The 19583-nt window shown below is 40.8% G+C and carries 21 protein-coding genes; 6 read left to right on the forward strand and 15 right to left on the reverse strand.

Going from position 1 to position 19583, the window contains the following annotated elements:
* Positions 1-73: 73 nt before the first annotated feature.
* Complete coding sequence (locus tag QZU45_RS03700) at positions 74-568, forward strand: hypothetical protein (protein ID WP_295351757.1); 495 nt, start codon at positions 74-76, stop codon at positions 566-568.
* Positions 569-625: 57 nt separating this feature from the next.
* Here the strand turns inward: QZU45_RS03700 and QZU45_RS03705 are convergent, their stop codons facing one another.
* A complete protein-coding gene (locus tag QZU45_RS03705) occupies positions 626-1441 on the reverse strand; it encodes a PfkB family carbohydrate kinase (protein ID WP_295351759.1) in 816 nt (271 codons plus the stop codon).
* Between the two features lie 103 nt (positions 1442-1544).
* Entirely contained in the window at positions 1545-2387 is an 843-nt protein-coding gene (locus QZU45_RS03710; protein WP_295351762.1) for a DUF5718 family protein, read from the reverse strand.
* Between the two features lie 210 nt (positions 2388-2597).
* Here QZU45_RS03710 and QZU45_RS03715 point away from each other — a divergent pair, with 210 nt between their 5' ends.
* The 4 genes from QZU45_RS03715 (at position 2598) to ppnN (ending at position 6321) form a co-directional block, all read left to right on the forward strand.
* Entirely contained in the window at positions 2598-3203 is a 606-nt protein-coding gene (locus QZU45_RS03715) for an endonuclease (RefSeq protein ID WP_295351764.1), read from the forward strand.
* Positions 3204-3283: 80 nt separating this feature from the next.
* Entirely contained in the window at positions 3284-4012 is a 729-nt protein-coding gene (locus tag QZU45_RS03720; protein ID WP_295351767.1) for a 16S rRNA (uracil(1498)-N(3))-methyltransferase, read from the forward strand.
* Positions 4012-4839, forward strand: a complete 828-nt coding sequence (gene queF, locus QZU45_RS03725; protein ID WP_295351770.1) for an NADPH-dependent 7-cyano-7-deazaguanine reductase QueF — start codon at positions 4012-4014, stop codon at positions 4837-4839. The genes QZU45_RS03720 and queF overlap by 1 nt, the downstream gene beginning before the upstream one ends.
* Positions 4840-4944: 105 nt before the next feature.
* Positions 4945-6321 (forward strand): nucleotide 5'-monophosphate nucleosidase PpnN, encoded by a 1377-nt coding sequence (ppnN, locus tag QZU45_RS03730; protein ID WP_295351773.1) that lies wholly within the window; start codon positions 4945-4947, stop codon positions 6319-6321.
* A gap of 88 nt (positions 6322-6409) precedes the next feature.
* Here ppnN and QZU45_RS03735 read toward each other — a convergent pair whose 3' ends face one another.
* The 10 genes from QZU45_RS03735 to QZU45_RS03780 all read right to left on the reverse strand — a co-directional run bounded on the left by QZU45_RS03735 (position 6410) and on the right by QZU45_RS03780 (position 15262).
* On the reverse strand, positions 6410-8038 hold the full coding sequence (locus QZU45_RS03735) for an FAD-dependent oxidoreductase (RefSeq protein ID WP_295351776.1): 1629 nt from the start codon (positions 8036-8038) through the stop codon (positions 6410-6412).
* 20 nt (positions 8039-8058) lie between these two features.
* A complete protein-coding gene (gene ahpC / locus QZU45_RS03740; protein WP_294997917.1) occupies positions 8059-8643 on the reverse strand; it encodes an alkyl hydroperoxide reductase subunit C in 585 nt (194 codons plus the stop codon).
* A gap of 305 nt (positions 8644-8948) precedes the next feature.
* Positions 8949-9743 (reverse strand): flagellar biosynthetic protein FliR, encoded by a 795-nt coding sequence (gene fliR / locus QZU45_RS03745; RefSeq protein WP_295351779.1) that lies wholly within the window; start codon positions 9741-9743, stop codon positions 8949-8951.
* The gene (fliQ, locus tag QZU45_RS03750) at positions 9743-10012 is read right to left on the reverse strand and encodes a flagellar biosynthesis protein FliQ (RefSeq protein WP_295351781.1); all 270 of its coding nucleotides are present in this window, start codon (positions 10010-10012) and stop codon (positions 9743-9745) included. Before fliQ ends, fliR begins: the two co-directional genes overlap by 1 nt.
* A 1-nt stretch (position 10013) precedes the next feature.
* A complete protein-coding gene (gene fliP, locus QZU45_RS03755; protein WP_295351840.1) occupies positions 10014-10775 on the reverse strand; it encodes a flagellar type III secretion system pore protein FliP in 762 nt (253 codons plus the stop codon).
* Positions 10776-10842: 67 nt separating this feature from the next.
* Positions 10843-11259, reverse strand: a complete 417-nt coding sequence (locus QZU45_RS03760) for a flagellar biosynthetic protein FliO (RefSeq protein WP_295351784.1) — start codon at positions 11257-11259, stop codon at positions 10843-10845.
* 4 nt (positions 11260-11263) lie between these two features.
* Positions 11264-11671, reverse strand: coding sequence for a flagellar motor switch protein FliN (fliN, locus tag QZU45_RS03765; RefSeq protein ID WP_074841859.1), 408 nt, complete (start codon positions 11669-11671; stop codon positions 11264-11266).
* 10 nt (positions 11672-11681) lie between these two features.
* A complete protein-coding gene (gene fliM / locus QZU45_RS03770) occupies positions 11682-12728 on the reverse strand; it encodes a flagellar motor switch protein FliM (protein ID WP_295351789.1) in 1047 nt (348 codons plus the stop codon).
* A gap of 12 nt (positions 12729-12740) precedes the next feature.
* A complete protein-coding gene (locus tag QZU45_RS03775; RefSeq protein WP_295351792.1) occupies positions 12741-13295 on the reverse strand; it encodes a flagellar basal body-associated FliL family protein in 555 nt (184 codons plus the stop codon).
* A gap of 65 nt (positions 13296-13360) precedes the next feature.
* On the reverse strand, positions 13361-15262 hold the full coding sequence (locus QZU45_RS03780) for a flagellar hook-length control protein FliK (RefSeq protein ID WP_295351795.1): 1902 nt from the start codon (positions 15260-15262) through the stop codon (positions 13361-13363).
* A gap of 622 nt (positions 15263-15884) precedes the next feature.
* On the opposite strand from QZU45_RS03780, the gene QZU45_RS03785 reads away from it, so the two are divergent.
* The gene (locus QZU45_RS03785) at positions 15885-16073 is read left to right on the forward strand and encodes a hypothetical protein (protein WP_294997928.1); all 189 of its coding nucleotides are present in this window, start codon (positions 15885-15887) and stop codon (positions 16071-16073) included.
* Between the two features lie 177 nt (positions 16074-16250).
* On the opposite strand, the gene fliJ is transcribed toward QZU45_RS03785, so the two are convergent.
* The 3 genes from fliJ to QZU45_RS03800 are packed head-to-tail and all read right to left on the reverse strand — an operon-like array spanning position 16251 to position 19580.
* Positions 16251-16703: a flagellar export protein FliJ gene (gene fliJ, locus QZU45_RS03790; protein WP_074841778.1), complete on the reverse strand. Its 453-nt coding sequence runs from the start codon at positions 16701-16703 to the stop codon at positions 16251-16253.
* A 7-nt stretch (positions 16704-16710) separates the two neighbouring features.
* Positions 16711-18147, reverse strand: coding sequence for a flagellar protein export ATPase FliI (gene fliI / locus QZU45_RS03795; RefSeq protein WP_295351799.1), 1437 nt, complete (start codon positions 18145-18147; stop codon positions 16711-16713).
* Between the two features lie 11 nt (positions 18148-18158).
* Positions 18159-19580 (reverse strand): FliH/SctL family protein, encoded by a 1422-nt coding sequence (locus QZU45_RS03800; protein ID WP_295351802.1) that lies wholly within the window; start codon positions 19578-19580, stop codon positions 18159-18161.
* Between the last annotated feature and the right edge of the window lie 3 nt (positions 19581-19583).

Here is a 19583-nt window from a genome sequence, read left to right on the forward strand (position 1 = left end):
AAAAATCTAAGTTTTTTCTAAGAGTTAAATCTTATTCTTCAAACAAACATACAACCTATATAGGAGAATAAAAATGAAGTTCAAGACAGTATTAGTGTTAGCAGCATTATCAGCAGCAGTTAATCTGGCAAATGCGGCAGATGACACATCTTTAGATGTAACATACAGTACCGGTGATACCTCTATTAGTGTAAGCAAGAATTCTTCCACCGGTTCATCAACACCGCTTCCACCTCATCATGCTCCAAAACATGATATAGACAAACATCATCCTGAATTTGCTCATGAGCCACCTCATGACGGTAAAGGGCCTCACCATCCAGAAGGAAAGGAACCTCATCATTTTGATGGCAAGGCTCCAGCCCATCCTGACGGAAAGGGACCTGATTTCCATGCAAAAGATAGCAAGCATCAATCACCAGATATAAAGAATGACATTCATAGGAATGACATTCATAAAAATGATGTTGCTCACAACGGAAAGGCATCCCCACAAAAACAGATTGAAGGAAAGCACGAGGCTGCTAAAGCATCCAGCCAGTACAAGGATTTAAAAAGAAAAGGTTAAATAAGATATTAATTTATGAAGCTATAGATTCTGCCTCAGATTTATGAGGCAGTTTTTTTATAATAGATCCAGACAGCTTTCTACAGGAAGACCTTCCAGCTTGTCCTCTTTGTTTTTGAATCGCTCGACCATGCGTCCAACTGCATTCATTGCAACCTCAATACTTTGTTTTACGGGCTCGCCTTTTAAAATGTGGCCCATAAAAACGGAGCAGAATATATCACCGGTTCCGGAGAAGGAAACAGGGATCTCCTCATAAGGCAGATTGAAATACTCTTCTGACTTTGGATCGAAACAGCAGACCTGCTTTCTGTTATCAACAAAGGCACTGGTAACCACAATTGTGCCTGAAGTGAATTTTCTCAAGGCATCAATCAGATCACGCATCTGTGCTGAAGAAACAGAACCACTCTGATAAGGTATTCCTGCAAGAAAACAGGCTTCTGTATAGTTAGGAACTATATAGTCAGCCACACCGATAAGTTCACGCATATAGCTGATAATACTCTCGGAGATACCGTGATAAAGCTCACCGTTATCAGCCATCACAGGATCTGAGAAAACGGTGATGCCCTTGGCTTTGAGGAACTTGCAGTATTCATTGACAATCTCAAGCTGCTCATGAGAGATAACAATACCGGTACCTACGGCATCAAATCTGAAATCATGCTTCTGCCATACAGAGATAGACTTTCGCATATACTCTGTTGTATCTAAAAGAGCATAATCCCCATAGGCAAAGTTATTTGAAACCAGAGCCGTAGGGAGATTAAAAAGGCTGTATCCCATATGTGAAAGAATAGGGATCATGGCTGTCATGGCAACCTTTGTCTGCCCTGCCATATCAGTAATCAGTAAAACTCTTTTCGGCATAGAAATGACTCTAAAAAAAATCCTCAAATATATTTGAGGACTTATTCTACTACAAAGCATCACATCAAACTATTTTCGGTCCAATGTGATGCATATCGAAATTTTAAACCACAACGGTCTGAGTTAGAACACTAACCTCAGGATCATCTAAAGTTCCGTTCTCTACTGCCTTTACGATGTCAGCCTGAGAATACTTGTCTTCAGGATAAACAACCACAACGGCCTTATCCTGATTCTGAAGGAAGTTGTGTTCGCCATAGTCTGTATAGCGTGTAGCACCTACTGACACCATGATCTGAGATGGAAACCCGGCCTCTGCAAGATAGCTGTTAATCATTTCTGCAGGTCCTTCGTTCTGCTGGTTGTTCAGTTTATCAATAAGCCACTCAATCAGCTTACCGTAAATGTAGCTGTAGTCACGAACCGCACTATCTTCACCGTAAGGATGAACTACACCGTCACGAACTAAGAATGAAGCGATTCTGTAACGGTTTAATATGCCCTTGTCATCAAAACGGTCGATTGCAATAGCATTGTCAGAAAAGCCCTTGGATGAAGCTCCCCAGTTCTTTTTCTGAGAAATCTTCTTTGCACCTTCCTTACGGATTGAGCAGTCATTTGAGGCGCCAAAGAAGACAGGAATCAGAGAAATAACCTTGCCTTCAGACCATTCAACATTACAGATAATTGCACACTCAGGTTCAATCTGAAGCTTCTGTTCACCCTGAGGGAAAATAATCTTGGATGAATCAAATGGAAATACGCCTAAAAACTCAGGGGTAACTTTTGATGCATGAGGAATAAATGTTGGGAAAACAGCTTTTGGAGCCTTAGCTTCTGCAGTTTTAACATTGGTAAAATCAACAGCCTCACCAGCCTGTTCTAAATGTCCGGTAAAATTACCCGCTACACCGAAGGTAGCCATCATTTTCAAGTTAATAGCCATATAAAACTCCTTAATCAGCTAGAGGTATTTTAGCAATTTTTTACCAGAATTACATTGCTATCAGACTATCGCATACTTAAAATATAGCCGACCAAAACAAAGTTTTTCACTTACGAGAACCTTAACAGGACATAAAGTCTACACAACATCGCATGAAAAAAATACTGGCTCTATCCTTTATAACGCTTCTTTGCAGCCTAACCTCTGTCCATGCGGATCAGCAGCACAAATCCTTCCGCGAAGCCAAGCTGCGGATATCACTCCGACAGATACGCTAAAAACGCCAAAAGAATTGAGGCGGAACATATCATGCCGGCATGGGAATTTGGTCATAAGAGACGCTGCTGGATCAGTGGACATAGAAAGAACTGTGAACACAATGATGCAGAATTTCAGGCAATGCATGCAGATCTGCACAATCTCTACCCTGCTATAGGAGAGGTAAACAGCGATCGTAACAACTACAGTTATACAGACAGGCTTTCTGACGATAACTATCATAAAGACTTTATCTCAGGTAAAAAGGTTAATAACCACTCCAGACACAAAATCAGAGGCTACGGTCAATGTGAAATGGTAATTGACCGAAACAAAGAGGAGGCAATGCCTCCCGTAAGAGCCAGAGGCATAATTGCCAGAGCCTACCTTTATATGAGTTCACGTTATAATATAGAACTGAGCAAAGAAAAGGAGCAACTTTTCAAAAAATGGAATAAAATGTACGCTCCCGATAAAAATGAGTGTTTAAGAAACAGCAGGATCAGACAAATCCAGGGCCATGACAATCCGTTTGTCAGCAGGGGTTGCCGCTTCTAAAAGAGAAAGATCTCCCTACCCCAAAACCATTTGAATACAAATTTCAGCTTAATTTAAAAAGTTAAAAGCCGAGTTTATATATGAGAACAGTAAGAATTTGCCAGTATAACGCTAACCTTGCGGAAAACGTTGAGCTAGAGCTGGATGAAGATGGCTTCGGTCACCTTGTCAGAGTTTTACGCTTCAAAGAGAGTGATCCCTTTGTGGTTTTTGACGGTAAAGGACACGAGTACGAGGCTGTAATCTGTTCAGCATCAAAATCAAAGGCTACCTATAAATGTGTAAAGGAGATTCAAAGAAATGTTGAATCCCCTCTTTATATTGAGCTTGGCCAGGTTATAAGTCGCGGCGACAAGATGGAATTCACCATTCAGAAGGCCTGTGAGCTTGGAATCAGCGAGATAACACCTCTTTATTCAGCAAGATGCGGTGTTAAACTTGATGAAAAACGCCAGTCTAAAAAGGTTGAGCAGTGGCAGAAGATTGCAATATCCGCATGTGAACAGTCAGGCAGAAATGTAGTACCTCGTGTCAATGACATCACCAATATTGATGACTGGTATGCACAGAATCCAGAGGCGCTTTCATTAACACTTGACCCAAGAGCTGAAAAGAAACTTACTGAGCTTGAAATCAGACAGCACTTGAGACTTTTAATCGGACCTGAAGGCGGTCTGGATGCCGATGAAATTGCAAAAGCAACAGAAAACAGTTTTGTCGGCGTAACCTTAGGACCAAGAATTTTAAGAACCGAGACTGCTGCACTGGCTGCATTATGTATTCTCGGAAGCAAATACGGAGACCTTTAATGGAGAACTCACCATTAGTCCTTGGAAAGAATACCACCTACGATAACGAATATGCTCCATCAAGACTCCACAGAATTGAAAGAGCATTAGGCCGTTCCGCCATAAAACATCTTAAGAGTTTCAACGGTATGGATATCTGGCGTCTGTATGAGATGACTTATCTTAATTTAAATGGTCTGCCAGAGGTCTGCATGGGTATTATGAAGGTACCCGCATCAAGCCGATATATCGTAGAATCAAAGTCTCTAAAGCTTTATGAGCTGTCATTCACCATGACAAAATTTAAGTCTCTAAAAGACGTGGAGACCGTTTTTGCAAGAGATCTGTCAAGGCTTCTTGAATGTGAGGTCGAAGTTAAGCTGTTTGAGGTTAAGAACAAGGAATTTGCCTTTGAGACTCCAAAGGGAATCTGTCTTGAAGAGCAGGATTTTGCCAAGACCATTAGCTTTAAAAGCTACGAGTATTCACCAAAGGTACTAAGTCATGCCGAAGGTAAAAAAACAGTATCAAAGATCTATTATACCAATCTCTTCAGATCACTGTGCCCTGTCACATCTCAGCCGGATCACGCTACTGTAGTGATTGAATATAAGGGGTTTGCACCTAACGAAGAGTCTCTTCTGAATTATCTGGTTTCACTTAGAAATCACCAGGGATTCCATGAGCAGTGTGTTGAGCTTATCTACTCTGATATCATGCATGCATTAGAGCCATCAGAGCTCACCGTTTCAGCATTCTTCACCAGAAGAGGCGGTATTGATATCAATCCTGTCAGAACCAATCTAAAAGATCAGAAATTCCCTTCTGTAAGGTTTATTAGACAATAACCACTTATAAATACAGTATTTTTTTCAAAAAGCTGTACACGTCAAATCATGGCCCGCACCTGCGGGCTATAATCTAACGGTAATAATTATAAATAAGGAGCCCATATGAGTATTGTTGATGTATGGCCATCAGGTTCCATGGCTTTGTTAACCCAAAGCGAAGCCGATGCTTTGTCTCTGTCGAGCAAGGGAGAGCTTTATGAGCTCTATCGTAACTGCTCTTTAGCTGTTTTAAACAGCGGAAACATTACAGACAATTCAAAGGAATTACTGGATAATTTCAGTGATTTTGAAATCAGCATTATCAGAAACGAACGAGGTTTGAAGCTTGAGCTTATCAACCCTCCAAAGAGTGCTGTTGTTGAAGGTGTGGTGATAAAAAAACTAAGAAATCATCTTTATTCAGTTCTGAGAGATATCGTTCAGTTACAGTCCTTAGGAAAGGATGGAGAGAATTTTCTGCGTAAACAGTACGATTCTGAAAGCGCCTATATTACCAACCTTATCTTTATAATCCTGCGAAACGCAGGCGTACTCAAGGCCGGTGTAAAACCAAACATCGCTGTCTGCTGGGGAGGTCACTCTATTTCTCAGTCGGAATACGAGTATGCTTACAATGTAGGCTTAGAGTTAGGTTTAAGAAAAATCGATATCTGTACAGGATGCGGTCCAGGCGTAATGGAAGCACCAATGAAGGGTTCATTCCAGGGATTCTCAGAGCAGTGTGAGCAGGATAAATGCCGCATGATTGGACTTACCGAACCATCCATCATTGCAGCAGAACCACCTAATGCAATGGTTAGTGAGCTGGTCATTCTTCCAGATATCGAAAAACGTCTTGAGTCCTTCGTAAGACTGGGACATACAATGATCATATTCCCTGGCGGACCTGGTACTGCAGAAGAGCTTCTGTATATTCTTGCCATAAAAATGAGCAATGAGAACAAACATAACTTTCTGCCGCTGATCCTCACCGGAAACAAGGATTCAGAGGAATACTTCAACGCCTTAACCGAATTCCTGGTTCTATGCTTTGGCCCAGAGGTAACCAGATATTACGATCTGATTATTGATGATCCTGTTGCAGTAGCCACCAAGGTTAAACAGAATAATGAATCTGTTCTTGATCACAGAACTATTACTCATGATTCCTACTGTTTCAACTGGACTTTAAAGATCCCTTATGAACTGCAGGTCTCACAGCCTGTTTCTCATGAGTTCATGGCAAGTCTGAATCTCAAGCGAGATCAGGAGCCTTGGAAGCTTGCCTGCAATCTGAGATCAGCCTTCTCCGGTATTGTGGCAGGTAACGTCAAGGAATACGGTATTAAGCTTGTCGCCCAGAAGGGACCTTTCAAACTTCACGGTGACAAGGATATCATCAGATCAATGGATAAGCTTCTGCGCAGCTATATCAAACAGGGACGTGTTCTTCTGTCAAAGAAGGAATACAAACCTTGCTACGAACTGTGCAAAGACTAGCCTGAAATACAAAAAACAGAGAAATCCGTGCCTGCTTTGCAGCATGGATTCTCTGTTTGTCTTTTCTATGTTCAAGGATCAGATTGTCTTACAGCTCGGCAATCAGCTCAACAAAATCTGAAGCATTCTTCTTACCGAAAACCACCTTTGAATCATTGAGAATAATACAAGGCACACTCATGATATTGTATTTATCCTTTAAATCCGGATAGTACTGAATATCGTACATCTGAGCCTTAACTCTGGTATTGAGGGAAGCAATTCTCTGTGATCCCATTACAGCTTCGGGACACATGGTGCAGCTTAAAGAAACCACAACTTTGATATCTACATCCTTATCAATTGCCTTTATTGAGGCTAAGAGAGATTCATCAATAGCCTGTCCTGGACCTGCAGTATTATACAAAGCAACGATAAAGGAATTGAACTCATGACCACCAGGAACACCGTGGAATACAATTCGGTCTGATGAACCGTCATAGCTTACTATATGAATGCCGGGATCAGACTCAGTGTTTAGCACTTCATAATGAATTCTCTCTGATAATGAAGAAAACTCTTCACAAAAGCCCCTGAGCTTTGATGCCAGTTCTGTGTGATCATCATGAACTCTTAAAATCACATCTTTCTCAAATTTAGCTATTACAGCCCCAACCTGTGCCTTTATTTCTTCAGACAGGAAGGAATCAGAATCAGCCTCTGCTGTATCAGTCTTTACTGATGGAGTTTTCTGAGGTTTTACCTCAGACTTTTCCTGCTTGAATTCAGGCAGATCCAGCTCGTCATGGAGTCTTGAGATATGCTTTTCAGCAGCAGTGGCACTTATCGCACCATCTGATACTGCTGTAACCACCTGACGAAGATTCTTTACACACAGATCACCGGCAGCAAAAACTCCTTCCACAGAGGTCATTCTGTTCTCATCGGTAATTACGTAGCCATTATCATCAAGCTTAATTTTGTCTTTAAACAGAGAGGTATTTGGAACATATCCTGCAAAAACAAACACACCGAAATTCTGTCCGTCAGAAGAGCTGAAATCAGTTTCCTCACGGGTAAGATTATTGATTAGTTTTGCAGACTCAACAGAGTTTTCTCCATCAACTTTTACCAACTCTGTATTGAATAGTACTTTTATAGATGGATATTTTTTTAGCTCATCACTTACGCTTCTGGCACATTTGAATTCAGCAGAACGGACACAGATAGTAATGGAACGGGCATATTTGGTAAGAAAAATACTCTCTTCTACCGCGGCAAAACCACCGCCTATAACCAGAAGATCTTTTCCTGTAAAGAATTCTCCATCACAGGTAGCACAGTAGGCAACGCCTCTCCCCTGGAATCTGTCCTCTCCCTCAAAACCAACTTTTCTTGGATTTGCGCCTGTAGCAATAATAACTGCCAGAGTTTTCAGTATTCCTTTAGAGGTGATAATTTCTTTGATTTTATTGTTTAAATTAAGATCGGTTACATCAGCACTTAGAAATTCAGCACCAAAATTCTGAGCCTGCTGAAACATGGTTGAGGTGAGTTCTGAGCCGCTGGTACTGATAATACCGGGATAATTTACAACTTCAGAGGTGATGGTAATCTGTCCGCCGATTTTCTCTTTTTCGACAACCAGAACTTTATATCTTGCTCTTGCCAGGTATATAGCGGCGGTTAGCCCCGCCGGGCCACCGCCGATAATAATGGCATCATACATTTTTTCCATGAGACACCATCCTTTTTGTTTTAGATTAAACCAACCAGATCAAATGAAGGCTTCAGAGTTTCCTTGCCAGGCTGCCATTTAGCAGGACAGACCTCATCACCGTGTTCTGCAACAAACTGTAAAGCCTGAACTTTACGTAGCAACTCCTCTGCATTACGTCCAACATTACCTGCACTAACCTCATAAGCGGCAATCTTGCCCTCTGGGTTGATAATGTAGGTACCGCGCTCTGCCATACCTGCCTCTTCAATGTATGCATCAACATCACGAGCCAAAGCGCCGGTTGGATCACCAATCATAGGATATGAAATCTTGCCAACTTTCTCAGAACTCTCATGCCAAGCCTTGTGGACAAAGTGGGTATCACAGGATACAGAGTAGATCTCACAGCCGATCTTCTTGAAGTTTTCATATTGATTTTCAAGATCTTCAAGCTCTGTAGGACAGACAAAAGTAAAATCAGCAGGATAGAAGAAAAGAACTGACCACTTGCCTAATAAATCAGACTTGGTTAAATCTCTAAACTCCCCCTTGCCTTTAACGCCATCTTTATTCTGGTATACAGTTACTTTAAAATCTGCAAGCTCTTTATTGATTAATGACATAATATAATCTCCTAGTTAATATGTAACTTACTAAATTAAAAACCTTTTAAATTACCTAATGCTAACTTATATTAGCATTAGATAACTTTTTTATTCTAAAAAAAGAGAAGGATTTATAATCTGAATCAAACTTCTCGTTCACTTCATGTCTAGGATAATACCATTAAATTTTACTAAATTAAATACTATTGATAATCATTCTTAATAAGAAATAAGATTATTCAGAATTTCAATTACTTAATTTTATTTAATTTCTTAAGAATAAAGATAAAAACAGCGAAGAAAGCAAGTAAAAAGCTTAAGTACTAATGAAGAATATCAGAGCAGTCTCTGCCTACCAAAGAACAGGCTGTAGAGAACAGATCATTGAAATTATTAGTGAAATTACTCATGAAGGCACCTAGGGAGAAAGTAAGTACCGAAATGCCCACAATCATGGATATAGCAAAACCCAAAGAGAAGATATTAAGCTGAGGAGCTGCTTTGGTCATAACACCAAGTGTGAAATTAACAACCAGCATGGTACAGATTGCACTCATGGACATTGCAAGACCAGCTTTAAACATTGAACCAGAGAAAAACATCAGATCATTTAAACTCTGAGAAGGAATAAAAGAGCCCATCGGCAGAGTAGTAAAGCTATCCATGAGTAGATTAAAAAACAGCAGATGCCCGTTTATAGAAAAGAAAACCAGAGTACATAGAACAGTAAAGAACTGGCCTACAACAGGAGTATTTGTTCCTGATACAGGATCAACCAGAGAGGCAAAGCCAAGACCTGTCTGCATAGCAACAGCCTGACCGGCAATAATGAAGGCCTGAGAAACAAACAGCGTTACCATGCCTAAAGCAAGACCGATTAAAACTTCCTTAATCGTAATGAGAATTCCGTAAACACTAAAAGGTTCAGTATTTGGAGCCAGATCAGGAATATTAGGAAGCATGCACAGGGTAATAGCAAAGGCAGATAGAGTCTTAGTCATCGTAGGAATACTACGTGACGAGATCGCGAACATGCTGCCAAAAAAAGCAGCAATTCTGCACAAGGGCCAGACAATCTGAGCTATGGCAGTAAGAGATATTGGCTCTAAAAAATTCATTACCCGATAGACTGAGGAATCAGATCAATAATAAGTCTGAAAAATGACATAAGCTTTTCAAGGCCCCAGTGAGCACCGAAAATCAAAGCACCCACTGTTACCACAAGACGAGGCAGGAAAGATAAGGTCTGCTCGTTAATTGATGTTGCAGCCTGAAAAACAGACACAATCAAACCAACACACAGAGAAGGGATAATACTGGCACTAACCAGAATAGCCACCAGCCCTAAAGCTTCTCTGACAATATCAATAAAGACCTCGGCTTCCATATTATGTACCTCCGACGCCTATACCAAAGCTTGTCATCAGTGTTCCCATGATAAGAGACCAGCCGTCAACAAGCACAAAAAGCATCAGTTTAAATGGAAGAGATACAATCATAGGCGAGAGCATCATCATACCCATAGCCATAAGTATGGATGCGACCACCAGATCGATAATCAGAAACGGCAGGAACAGCATAAATCCAATCTGAAATGCTGTTTTAAGCTCACTGATGATGAAAGCAGGGATAACAACTCTCATTGGGACATCATCGAGCTTGTCAATTTTTACATTTGCATACTCTGAAAATGCATTAAGATCAGACATACGGGTCTGATTCAGCATAAACTTGTGGAGAGGTTTCTGAGCAAGAGAAAATGCTTCCCTGGCCTCAATTTTCTCTTCCATATAAGGCTCAATAGCTGTGGTATACATATCATCAAAAACAGGTGTCATTACGAATATTGTCATGAACAGAGCTATACCGACAACAACCTGATTGGAAGGAGCCGCCTGAAGACCGATAGCCTGACGAAGAATACCGATTACAATTACAATTCTGGTAAAGGATGTCATCATAACCAGAATGGATGGTATGAATGACAGAAGGCCCATCAGGATTACAACCTGAAGATTCAGGGCATAATCAGAGGTGCCGTCAGGATTGACTTTTACCGTAAAGGCATTGATATCAAGATTACCTGCAGCTGAGGCTGTAGGGACAAAATAAAGAATTCCGGCACTGACAAGTGCAATACAAAGACTAATGGCAAAAGTTTTCTTAAGGGATGCCAGGGTATTAAAAAGTCGCCTGGTATTTCCCATAAGTTCATGATCAGTGCTCTTTTGTAGAATCATTCTCTTTCAAGCTCTTTTGTGTCTGAGCATCTGCCCCGGACATAATCTTTTCAAATTCAAGTTTTACATCATCAACGTCAGTAAGATAGGTTATCTGATTCTGGGTAACACCAAGCAGAACTTTTTTACTGCCGGCTTTTACAATAACAACTCTCTGCTTGGGGCCAACATAAAGCTGATTCTCTATTCCCAAAGTCCCCTTGTTGACTTTTACAAAGCGAGTCTTTCTCAGAAGATAAGCTAATGCAACTATCAAAGACAGGATTGCAAAGGTTGAAATTACCCATGAAAAAATAGAGGCTGTGTCCAGTACAGGACCACCAGCCTTATCCTCTGCAGCTAAAACAGGTGCCGCAGCAAAAATACTAAAAGCGCATAAAAAACGTCTAATCATATGACTACTGCAATTTCTTGATACGCTCAACCTGACTAATTACATCAGTTAAACGGATACCAAATTTATCGTTAACTACAACAACCTCACCATGAGCAATCAGGGTACCGTTTACCAGCACATCCAATGGTTCACCTGCCATACGCTCAAGCTCAATAACAGAACCTTGATTCAGCTGTAGCAGATTTCTAATAGATATCTTTGCGTGACCAACTTCCATTGTAATAGTTACCGGAATATCCAGAATGGAATCCAGTTTTTTTCGTTCTTCAGCTGTCAAAGGAGACTTGCTCTGAGCCCCACCCTCTTCCTCAAATTCTTCAACTGGAGGAGAAACGGGATCTTCACTGCCACCTTCCTGTGCACCAAGAGCCGCAGCCCACTCGTCGGCTAATTTCTGATCGTCTGACATACATCACCTTCTAATCGTCATCAAAATCTTCCATCTCATCTTCATCAGCAATATTAACTCCATTACCTTTAATAAAGCTGAAGTCATTCTTAGCACTCTTAGGTCTTTCCAGTACCTCAGAGATTCTGATGGCCATCTTATCTTTTGACTGCCCAAGCTTGGCATGATAGCTTGGCAGATCCTCTACATATACCAGAAGATTATCCGGAATATCAACGTTTAAAACATCTCCAACCTTAAAATCCATCACATCGCGTAGGGAAACAAGTGTGTCGAGAAGCTTTACTCGCATATCCACGTTGACATCCATAACCTCTTCACGTAGAGCTTTATTCCATCTTACATCAGTATCGCCCTTGTCTGACTGCACACCAGCATCCAGAAGCTCTCTGATAGGTTCAATCATGGAATATGGGAAGCAGATATGCAGATCTCCGCCACCACCATCCAGATCCACATGGAACTGATTTACCACCAGAACTTCAGATGGAGAAACAATGTTTGCCATCGAAGGGTTAACTTCAGAATCAAGGTATTCGAACTCAACATCCATTACAGGAGACCATGCATCCTTGTAATCAGCGAACACCATCTTCAGAAGTTTCTGAGTAATTCGTCTTTCTGTAGGAGTAAATTCACGACCTTCAATCTTGGTTCTGAATCTACCCTCACCACCGAAAAAGTTTTCAACCAGAATAAATACCAGTCTGGCTTCCAGTGTGATCAGAGCTGTACCCTTTAAAGGACGGAAACGAACCATGTTTAAGGAGGTAGGCACGAACAGAGTCTGAGTGTATTCTCCAAACTTCATCATGTTCACGCCAGTCCAGGTAACTTCAGCACTGTGACGCATCATGTTAAAAAGGCTGATACGCATGTGACGGGCAAAACGTTCGTCCACAAGCTCAAGAGTTGGCATACGGCCACGAACAATACGTTCCTGAGAGCCAAAGTCAAAAGTCTTGACGCCAGTAGTTTCCTGGGGTTTTTCCTCTTCAACATCATCCGCTCCATGTAACAGAGCATCGATTTCGTCCTGAGATAAAAACTCGGTCACGTTATAAGCTCCTTACTGTAGAACAAATTTAGTAAACAGGATCTGGTCTACGACCGGAGTCTTGTTAAGCTCTGACATCTTTGCCCTCACAGCATCCAGTAAATCACGCTTTAGTCGCTGTCTTCCTGAAGGAAGCAGTAGGGCTTCGTATGACTGGGCTGATAGTCTCTCAAAAATTACACTGGTGATAAGAGCAAGATGGTTTTTGGCTAAAGCTTCATTCTCTTCACCAATAACAACCAGCACCACATCAACCTGTCCAGTATGAATCCTTCTGTCACTCTTTATGGAGAAAGTAAAGGTTTCTTTAATAGGAACATAGATATCACGCTGAAGCAACATCTTTTCCTTTTCCTCAGCTGCCTTCAGTGCGGCTTTTTCCTCAGGGGTTGGCCCAGGAGGTTCAAAAGGAGGGAGATGCTTGAAATACGCAACACCAAAATAACCGCCAACACCAACAATCAGCAGCAGAACAACAGCTATGATTAAGAAAAGTTTACCTTTCTTTTTAGGAGCATCATCTGAATCTGCTGTATCAACATTATCTTTTTCTTTTTCTTTAGCCATAATTCTCTCCTTTTTTTTATATTATGGCACACAGATAAAATTATTCACTTAATTATCATATATTTCTACGCAAAATAGCTTACTGTATTGCTATTTTGTGAGTTATTTAAATTTTCATTATTCTCTATATGATGATTTTCTGACGCCTCGGCATCGGTTTTACCTCCTGCAAAGATTGTGCCGTTATCAGATTGATTTTCTTCATTTTCTTTATGCTGCTTCTGATTCTGTCCGGAATTCTGAGAGAATTCATCCGATGAAGAGCCATTAAATGCCCTTTCCTCATCGTATTCTGCAACTTCAGTTTTTGCAAAAATACTATTGGATTCGAGCAGATTCTTTAGAACATCAATACCGCTTTCAAGCATTGCACGTGTTCCCGAATGAGAAGCACTGATAGAAATTTTAGTTATTTCTTCTGCTGATTGAGCATCGATGACAATTCGCATCTTGCCTAAGCCTTCAGGATTCAAGGTCAGATCCAGTGACTTGAGATTTCGAGAAGACATCTCCATCACTTTCATTGCTAGCGCTTTAGCATTCTCCTTAAGATCAGATGACATATTCAGCAAATCAAGCTTAGACTGCTCCATAGCAGAAAGATTGAACTCGCTGGCGTTCTTTGTCATAGAAGCTAGGGCCCCTAAACCATGCTGTCCGGAGTGACTGAACATCGAAGAGCTATTTCCCTGTTCAGAAAAGGATTTAGAGAAAAGAGTATCTGTACTGATCCCTACCCCACTCTCTGAGTGCATTCGAGGATTAACTGCAAAGGCATCCACTCTGGCAGATGGCATTTCAGACTTCAATTCTGACTCCACCGAAGAACCACTAACAACCTTCTGAAGAAGAGCTACGGACTTTTCAAAATTATTCTGAAGACTCTCCTTTTTATTGTCGAGAATTGATTCAATCTTGGTCTTTATATCCTCTTTTGCAAGAATTTCATCAAGACTAATGGAAGTCCTAATGCTATCCTCGATTACCTCAAAATCCTTTGCTCCAAAGTCCTCGGTCATAGAGAACAGAGGCTTTTCAGCATTAACCTTAACAGTGCCGTCAAGTTCTTTAAGCATACTCATTACATCATCAGCAGCAGAGAACGGCTGAATATCAGGAGAACTTTCGTTGGCGAGGAAGGTCTTTAAGGCCAGAACATCTCCCTTAAGGAACTGCACGGCAGCCTCTTCAAATGCCTTTGAATCAAAATCCTTCAAAGGATTTGCAGACATCTTGTAAACAAGCTCATTTAAAACCTTTGGATCTACCGTTGTCAGATCAATACCATTTTCCTGTGCAAGCTCAGACACTTTTGAAAATACATTTAAGTTCTGAATCTTTGCTTCAGGCAGCATTTCAGCATCTGACAATTTCTCTGATACAGACTCAGATTCAGGTCCCACTGATTTTGCAGCAATAAGTGAAACCATCTCTGCAGAGGAATTACCATTTTCAGAGTTTATATATTTCTCTTCTGATAACAGAACAGTATCTGATGACTTAACTGATTCAGACTGAGCAACTGTCTTCTCTGTTTTTTCTGAAAACTCTGCTTCATTGGAGACATAAGTATCAGCACGAGTTTCCGCTTTAGCAGTCTTCTGCTCCATGTTTTTGTCAGGATAATCTCTTGTGGAGATAACCTTTTCTTTGTGTGAATTTGAATCTAATCTTATTTCCTCTCTTTTAGACTTTATCTTAGGTGTGTTTGCTTTTGAATTAAAGCTATCCCTAATATCAGCTGCATTCGAATCTGATCTTTTTCCCTTAACGTCTCTGTTTTGAAGCACTCGCTTCTGAACATGATTAGAAGATTCTTTTGATATTCTGTCTGACTGAGAGAAAGAAATATCTTTCAGAATCTTAGAAAAATCTAATCCAGAATTCATGGCAGGCTGATATTTCAGATTGCCACTTATGGCAACCTTTGCATCTTCAAGTTGATATGAGCTGCTTACTGATTGCATTCCACATCTCCTTTTTCCATAAATAGTTCCAGGATATTACATTTATAATCAAATGGTTATAGATTTTTTTAATCTAAAATCCACAAACCATGACAGCATAAATGCAATTTATCTGCCAATTTCTAATGGAAAGAAATTCTGAAGAAAAATTTTTAATAGAAAAAAAGCCACAGAATGAGGAGGATTTATAAATATAAAAAAACTCACCATTTAAGTGCAGCTGCATAATAATTTAAAAAAATTATGCAATAACACTATTTTTATTTACTGATAAAATCAGGAGTTCCATAGAAATGTATAAAATTTTAGGCAAGAATAAAACAAAAATAGGCATGTAAAAGTTAAGTAAGATTAGGTATATTTTCTCAAAAATTATACTTATCAGATTTAGGCTAAGCTTTATATGTACGAGAAATCAGGCATACGTAAAGTTAGTTCTACAAAAAAATATTCAGACATTCTGGAGTACACGGTTGTTACGTTAGCTCTCAGACCGGCTTACAGCTAAGTTTAAAGATCTATCGAACGGAAAACTTTTTTCACTTTAGGTAGCAGGTCACCTAGGTGCCTCCCCTAATCAGTTTTCCTTTACAGAGAAATGATAAATTTTAGGATTACTCTAATGAAACCAATATTCACAACTCTTGCAATTATTACCTGCGTTGTATTTATTTTTGCATATCTGCTGTTCAATGACAGAATTTTATGGGAAGGCGTTGCAGCCCTGATTTGCCTTGCTGTCTATGCAGTTTCACCATGTTCACTGTTACTAGATCCTAATGGTGTTCCAAGAATGGATAATGCTGATTAATATTGATGAACTTTCAGATCAGCTTTAGCTTCAAAAAAGACTAAAAGCTGATCTTCTATAATTAAGCTCTATCCTCAACTTTTTTTTCAAAGCAAAGTAATCTCAAAAAACACCTTTCGTATAATCAACATAATAGTCTTAGAAATTAGAACTTAATTTAATCAGAAATTGAGGCGTTTACTTCATCTTTTCAATTAGAAGTCTTGCCTGTTTAGATGAGACAATATCGTCACTGAGTTTCTGCTCTGCCTTAGCTTCAAGGCGTTCGCGCTCAAGACGATGCTTTTCTATAAGAGATTCGATGATCTTTCGCTGCTGCTGTTTATCAAGATAATTGGAACGGGCTCTATTCTCCTGTTCCTGAAGCTTTACAAGACCGGCTTCCTGTCTTTCCTTAATCGTCTCAAGCTTATTAATGAACTGTTGGTATGCAAGGTAGGTACTCATATCCAGCTGAAACTTGGATTTTGCCTTCATCTCCTCAATATAGATGTTTTCAAATTCCTTTAACTGAGCTATCTGACGTTCGAAAGAAGCCACATTATTCTGAGCTTCCAGCAGAAGCTCTAAGGCATCATCCTCCTCTCGTTTTCTTAAATCCAGGACAAGATTAAGCGCTTTATCACTCATAGGCTATCTACTTAACCTTTACAAACTGATTGGCTGCAGGCTGTGCGCCTTTGGATGGTGCAGGAGCTGGTGCCTGCCCCTTCTTGACAGTCAGTGCATCAACTCTTTTCTGAGCATCATTGATTAGGATCATGGAGAGCTGTTCAAGCCCCTCTAAAGACTGTTTAAAAGGAACAATCTCCTTCATATCCTGAACTGTAAACTCATCAATAAAAGGCTTAATCATAATGGCCTGATCAATATTAGGATCAGAACCTTTCTGATAGGCTCCAATCTGAATCAGCTCCTTACTCTGAGAATACTGAGATACACACTGCCTTATAGTTCTGGCCATAATCATATGCTCTGCAGTAACAACTGCAGGCATAACACGACTTACAGACTTTTCAATATCAATTGCAGGAAAGTGACCGGAGTCTGCAAGCTGACGGGATAAAACAATATGACCATCCAGAATAGCACGGGCAGAGTCTGCAATTGGATCCTGAAGATCATCGCCTTCAACCAGCACAGTGAAAAAAGCTGTAATAGAGCCCTGGCCTTCGCCACCATTCCCGGCGCGCTCAACTAAGGCAGGCATCTTAGCAAACACAGAAGGAGGATAGCCTTTAGTTGCAGGAGGTTCACCTACAGCCAAGGCAATTTCACGCTGAGCCATAGCATAACGGGTCAGAGAATCAATCATCAGCAGAACATTGTAGCCCTGATCTCTGAAGTACTCGGCAATAGAAAGCGTTGTTTCACATCCCTTAAGACGCATCAGTGGAGATGCATCTGCCGGAGCTGCCACAACCACTGCACGAGCTCGACCTTCCTCACCAAGAATATCATCGATAAACTCTTTAACCTCACGGCTACGCTCTCCTATCAGCCCCACAACTACAACATCTGCATTTGTACCACGGGTCATCATGCCTAAAAGTACTGATTTTCCAACACCTGAACCTGCAAACAGACCAATACGCTGCCCCTGACCTATGGTAAGCATTGAATTTATTGCTTTGATGCCTACATCCAGGGGCTTTTTGATTGGACGTCTGGCCATAGGATTAAGCTTTACAGGATTCCATTTGGTTGCGGTTTCAGCTGTAAGCGGCCCCTTATCATCAATAGGATTACCAAGACCATCAACCACTCTTCCTAAAAGATGAAGCCCATAAGGATAGGAATCAGAACTTGAGATGGGAGTAACCAGATCTCCATTCTGAACATCAATAATATCTGTTGTAGGCATCAGATAGGTAGTTTCACCAGAGAAGCCAACCACTTCAGCTAGCATTGGACCACCGTTGGTATCAATGCGGCATCGCTGGCCTAAGGGAACTTTTATTCCTACTGCTTCCAGGGTAAGGCCTACCACACGAGTAAGTCTTCCAGACAAAACAGGACTCTGCTCGCGATCTGGAAGGCTTACGGACTGAAGACGAGATAAAAGATTACTCATAGTGTCTCCCGTTAAGCCCCAGGCTGAACTTCTGCTGTAACTTCAGCTTCCGCCACAGGATCACTTCCAATAGGAACACCATTTTCATCAACATAGACTCGGTTATTGTTTTCATCAAAGTAATAAAGCTGTCCATCAGGAGACTGATAAACAGGATGACCAAAATCATCAACATAAGGAGCAGGATCATCTGTCAGTGGAGCCTGCTGTTGCATGGTCTGAGCAAGATTATCCTGATCTAAAGCTTCCTGAGGTTCCGCAGGAGTAACCTCTGCAGAAGCAGTTGTCTGAGCCTTGCTCTTTAAGACCTCACTTATATCATTAAGATTTCTTGGGGCCAGAGCTTTCTTAGGCAGTTCATTGTATTCAGGGCAACCATCTATTGATTCACGAAGAGCTGAATCGACACTTGGATAAACCTTTGCAAGGAACTCCTCGAGCAAAGAATCAATTCTGTCGTTGATTCTCCAGTTTATTTCTGAATTATCATTAACAACTCTGATATCTCCGGAAGAAAGTTTGTCTGATTCTTTTAAATCCCAGCCCTGTTCCTTAATATAATCATTGCCTATTGCCGCATTTATAACCGCGTAATCCTCAGGATTCAGATAAATCGAAACACCTTTGGTAGCTGAAGGCAGAATAGAGATAGCCTGCTCAATGCTTTTTTTCAGGAATTCAGCATTTGTATCGATTTCTTTTTTAATAATTACCTTGGCTAATCTTGAAATGATGTAGGCAATTTCATCGGTAACCTCCTTGTCAACCTCACGCAGAGGATTTGCAAGGGAATCAGCTAAAAATCTGAAACGCTCAACCTGTTCTAGAACAACCTTCTGACCAGATTCAAGACCTTCATCATGGCCCTTTTCAAAGCCATCAGCTTTGCCCTGTTCAAGACCGGAGGCATATCCCTCTTCCTTACCGATAGCAAGACCTTCCACATGGCCCTGTTTAAGTCCTTCTGTCTTTCCCTCATCAAAGCCAATCTGATAACCTTCATCATGGCCCTGACTCTTTCCTTCCTCATAAGCATCATTTCTGATTTTTTCTACTTCTTCAAGAGTGATGCTGGTAATACCGCGGGCCGCACGATCAGCAGCCTCTTCCTCTTCTAAAATCTTGTGAGCATCAAGAATAAGCGCAACTTCTTCTAGATAATCATTACGCTTCTTTTCAAGCCGCATGAAGGCACGCTTGCGTTCCACCATCTCGACATTCATACCCAGAGCATTGGTTCCGGTCACGAAATCGTCAGACAGGGTCGGCCAGACTTTAACCTTGTAATTTGAAACCTTAGATGCTGATGTTACAGTAGCAATCTTCTTGTCATAGCGAATATCCACCCTGTTAGGTTTTTCATTCGCTATGTCAGAGGCATTTGCAACATCGCCTTCGGCTGAGGAGGAGTTCTTCTGAAAAAAATCACTCATATT

The organism is uncultured Succinivibrio sp., assembly GCF_902756765.1.
GTDB lineage: Bacteria > Pseudomonadota > Gammaproteobacteria > Enterobacterales > Succinivibrionaceae > Succinivibrio.

Excerpts from the sequence above, each read along its gene's own strand:
- QZU45_RS03700 (WP_295351757.1), top strand. The coding sequence starts at position 74 with ATGAAGTTCAAGACAGTATTAGTGTTAGCAGCATTATCAGCAGCAGTT.
- QZU45_RS03705 (WP_295351759.1), bottom strand. The coding sequence starts at position 1,441 with ATGCCGAAAAGAGTTTTACTGATTACTGATATGGCAGGGCAGACAAAG.
- QZU45_RS03710 (WP_295351762.1), bottom strand. The coding sequence starts at position 2,387 with ATGGCTATTAACTTGAAAATGATGGCTACCTTCGGTGTAGCGGGTAAT.
- QZU45_RS03715 (WP_295351764.1), top strand. The coding sequence starts at position 2,598 with ATGCGGATCAGCAGCACAAATCCTTCCGCGAAGCCAAGCTGCGGATAT.
- QZU45_RS03720 (WP_295351767.1), top strand. The coding sequence starts at position 3,284 with ATGAGAACAGTAAGAATTTGCCAGTATAACGCTAACCTTGCGGAAAAC.
- queF (WP_295351770.1), top strand. The coding sequence starts at position 4,012 with ATGGAGAACTCACCATTAGTCCTTGGAAAGAATACCACCTACGATAAC.
- ppnN (WP_295351773.1), top strand. The coding sequence starts at position 4,945 with ATGAGTATTGTTGATGTATGGCCATCAGGTTCCATGGCTTTGTTAACC.
- QZU45_RS03735 (WP_295351776.1), bottom strand. The coding sequence starts at position 8,038 with ATGGAAAAAATGTATGATGCCATTATTATCGGCGGTGGCCCGGCGGGG.
- ahpC (WP_294997917.1), bottom strand. The coding sequence starts at position 8,643 with ATGTCATTAATCAATAAAGAGCTTGCAGATTTTAAAGTAACTGTATAC.
- fliR (WP_295351779.1), bottom strand. The coding sequence starts at position 9,743 with ATGAATTTTTTAGAGCCAATATCTCTTACTGCCATAGCTCAGATTGTC.
- fliQ (WP_295351781.1), bottom strand. The coding sequence starts at position 10,012 with ATGGAAGCCGAGGTCTTTATTGATATTGTCAGAGAAGCTTTAGGGCTG.
- QZU45_RS03760 (WP_295351784.1), bottom strand. The coding sequence starts at position 11,259 with ATGATTAGACGTTTTTTATGCGCTTTTAGTATTTTTGCTGCGGCACCT.
- fliN (WP_074841859.1), bottom strand. The coding sequence starts at position 11,671 with ATGTCAGACGATCAGAAATTAGCCGACGAGTGGGCTGCGGCTCTTGGT.
- QZU45_RS03775 (WP_295351792.1), bottom strand. The coding sequence starts at position 13,295 with ATGGCTAAAGAAAAAGAAAAAGATAATGTTGATACAGCAGATTCAGAT.
- QZU45_RS03780 (WP_295351795.1), bottom strand. The coding sequence starts at position 15,262 with ATGCAATCAGTAAGCAGCTCATATCAACTTGAAGATGCAAAGGTTGCC.
- QZU45_RS03785 (WP_294997928.1), top strand. The coding sequence starts at position 15,885 with ATGAAACCAATATTCACAACTCTTGCAATTATTACCTGCGTTGTATTT.
- fliJ (WP_074841778.1), bottom strand. The coding sequence starts at position 16,703 with ATGAGTGATAAAGCGCTTAATCTTGTCCTGGATTTAAGAAAACGAGAG.
- fliI (WP_295351799.1), bottom strand. The coding sequence starts at position 18,147 with ATGAGTAATCTTTTATCTCGTCTTCAGTCCGTAAGCCTTCCAGATCGC.
- QZU45_RS03800 (WP_295351802.1), bottom strand. The coding sequence starts at position 19,580 with ATGAGTGATTTTTTTCAGAAGAACTCCTCCTCAGCCGAAGGCGATGTT.